Annotated in this window: 2 tRNA genes and 2 rRNA genes; all 4 read right to left on the reverse strand. The window is 54.0% G+C overall.

What is annotated here, in order from left to right:
• Positions 1 to 2,202: ribosomal RNA gene (locus AC5W2J_RS17130) — 23S ribosomal RNA — on the reverse strand; the annotation flags it as partial.
• Positions 2,203 to 2,480: 278 nt separating this feature from the next.
• Positions 2,481 to 2,556: transfer RNA gene (locus AC5W2J_RS17135), tRNA-Ala, on the reverse strand.
• A gap of 21 nt (positions 2,557 to 2,577) precedes the next feature.
• Positions 2,578 to 2,654, reverse strand: a tRNA-Ile gene (locus tag AC5W2J_RS17140).
• 259 nt (positions 2,655 to 2,913) lie between these two features.
• Positions 2,914 to 3,319 (reverse strand): 16S ribosomal RNA (locus AC5W2J_RS17145); the annotation flags it as partial.

The raw sequence follows: 3,319 nt of genomic DNA on the forward strand, positions 1-3,319 counted from the left end.
TGCCTCCACCGAACCTAGCGGTCCGGCTTCCAAGGCTCCTACCTATCCTGTACAAGCAGTACAACCATCCAATATCAAGCTACAGTAAAGCTCCATGGGGTCTTTCCGTCCTGTCGCGGGTAACCTGCATCTTCACAGGTAATATAATTTCACCGGGTCTCTCGTTGAGACAGTGCCCAAGTCGTTGCACCTTTCGTGCGGGTCGGAACTTACCCGACAAGGAATTTCGCTACCTTAGGACCGTTATAGTTACGGCCGCCGTTTACTGGGGCTTCAATTCAAAGCTTCTCCCCAAAGGGGATAACCTCTCCTCTTAACCTTCCAGCACCGGGCAGGTGTCAGCCCCTATACTTCGCCTTGCGGCTTCGCAGAGACCTGTGTTTTTGATAAACAGTCGCTTGGGCCTTTTCACTGCGGCTCTCCTGGGCTATTCACCCGAAAGAGCACCCCTTCTCCCGAAGTTACGGGGTCATTTTGCCGAGTTCCTTAACGAGAGTTCTCCCGCGCGTCTTAGAATTCTCATCCCACCCACCTGTGTCGGTTTGCGGTACGGGCACCTTTTTCCTCGCTAGAGGCTTTTCTTGGCAGTGTAGGATCGGGAACTTCGGTACTTTATTTCCCTCGCCATCGCCGCTCAGCCTTCATGAAGAGCGGATTTGCCTGCTCTTCGGCCTACCGGCTTGGACGTGCATATCCAGCAGCACGCTTGCCCTACCTTCCTGCGTCCCCCCATTGCTCAAACGGAAAGGAGGTGGTACAGGAATTTAAACCTGTTTTCCATCGCCTACGCCTTTCGGCCTCGGCTTAGGACCCGACTAACCCTGAGCGGACGAACCTTCCTCAGGAAACCTTGGGTTTTCGACGGAAGGGATTCTCACCCTTCTTTTCGTTACTCATACCGGCATTCTCACTTCCAGGCGCTCCACCAGTCCTCACGGTCTGGCTTTACCGCCCCTGGAACGCTCCCCTACCACGATCCCCCGATGGGGGATCCTCCACAGCTTCGGTACCGCATTTAGCCCCGGTACATTTTCGGCGCAGAGTCACTCGACTAGTGAGCTATTACGCACTCTTTCAATGGTGGCTGCTTCTAAGCCAACATCCTAGTTGTCTAAGCAACTCCACATCCTTTTCCACTTAATGCGGATTTAGGGACCTTAGCTGGTGGTCTGGGCTGTTTCCCTCTCGACTACGGATCTTAGCACTCGCAGTCTGACTCCCGGACAACAAGTCTCTGGCATTCGGAGTTTGACTGAATTCGGTAACCCGGTAAGGGCCCCTCGTCCAATCAGTGCTCTACCTCCAGGACTCTTATCCGAGGCTAGCCCTAAAGCTATTTCGGGGAGAACCAGCTATCTCCGAGTTCGATTGGCATTTCACCGCTACCCACACCTCATCCCCGCAATTTTCAACTTGCGTGGGTTCGGGCCTCCAGTAGGTGTTACCCTACCTTCACCCTGGACATGGGTAGATCACCCGGTTTCGGGTCTACGACCGCATACTAATGCGCCGTTGAAGACTCGCTTTCGCTGCGGCTCCGCCTCTTCGGCTTAACCTGGCATACGATCGTAACTCGCCGGTTCATTCTACAAAAGGCACGCCGTCACCCATAAACGGGCTTCGACTACTTGTAGGCACACGGTTTCAGGATCTGTTTCACTCCCCTTCCGGGGTGCTTTTCACCTTTCCCTCACGGTACTGGTTCACTATCGGTCACTAGGGAGTATTTAGCCTTGGGAGATGGTCCTCCCGGATTCCGACGGGATTTCTCGTGTCCCGCCGTACTCAGGATCCACTCCGGAGGATCAGCGATTTCGGCTACCGGGCTGTTACCGTATCCTGCGGGCCTTTCCAGGCCGCTTCGCCTATCGCTGATCTTGATAACTCCAATGGAGTGTCCTACAACCCCAGGATGCAAGCATCCTGGTTTGGGCTGATTCCGTTTCGCTCGCCGCTACTCAGGAAATCGCATTTGCTTTCTCTTCCTCTGGGTACTAAGATGTTTCAGTTCCCCAGGTCTGCCTTACTCTACCCTATGTGTTCAGGTAGAAATACCATCGGATTAACGATGGTGGGTTCCCCCATTCGGACATCCCCGCCTCACAGCTCACTTACAGCTCCGCGGGGCGTATCGCCGTTCGTCGCGTCCTTCATCGGCTCCTAGTGCCAAGGCATCCACCGTGCGCCCTTTCTTACTTAACCGTTTTTCCATTTCCAAAAAAACAGCCGGCGCCTGCTTACGCAGGGCTTGCTTGGTCTTGTTTGTTTCGTTGTCGCTATCCAGTTTTCAAAGAACCAGGGATCGTCTTGCGAGAGGGTATCCTCTCAAAATGGAATGAAAACAACTGCGCGCACCCCGGACCGGTCGGTCCGGGGGTCGATCCACGAATCAAAACTCCGTAGAAAGGAGGTGATCCNGGAACCAATAGAGAGCACAATTATGGTATTAACTAACCATATGCTCTTGTTCTTATTTTTTATGGTGGAGCCTAGCGGGATCGAACCGCTGACCTCCTGCGTGCAAGGCAGGCGCTCTCCCAGCTGAGCTAAGGCCCCATAATATCTATTAATTTATGATGGTGGGCCTGAGTGGACTCGAACCACCGACCTCACGCTTATCAGGCGTGCGCTCTAACCAGCTGAGCTACAGGCCCATCCTATAATTAATATTAGAACAAATATTAGAACAAAATTGTCCTCTCAAAATGGAATGAAAACAACTGCGCGCACCCCGGACCGGTCGGTCCGGGGGTCGATCCACGAATCAAAACTCCGTAGAAAGGAGGTGATCCATCCCCACNAGAACCAGGGATCGTCTTGCGAGAGGGTATCCTCTCAAAATGGAATGAAAACAACTGCGCGCACCCCGGACCGGTCGGTCCGGGGGTCGATCCACGAATCAAAACTCCGTAGAAAGGAGGTGATCCATCCCCACCTTCCGGTAGGGATACCTTGTTACGACTTCACCCCAATCATCTGCCCCACCTTCGGCGGCTGGCTCCCAAAGGGTTACCTCACCGACTTCGGGTGTTGCAAACTCTCGTGGTGTGACGGGCGGTGTGTACAAGGCCCGGGAACGTATTCACCGTGGCATGCTGATCCACGATTACTAGCGATTCCGGCTTCATGCAGGCGAGTTGCAGCCTGCAATCCGAACTGAGAATGGCTTTGCGAGATTGGCTCCACCTCGCGGTTTCGCATCCCTCTGTACCATCCATTGTAGCACGTGTGTAGCCCAGGTCATAAGGGGCATGATGATTTGACGTCGTCCCCACCTTCCTCCGGTTTGTCACCGGCAGTCACCTTAGAGTGCCCAACC

Source organism: Sinobaca sp. SA16-1, assembly GCF_059510515.1.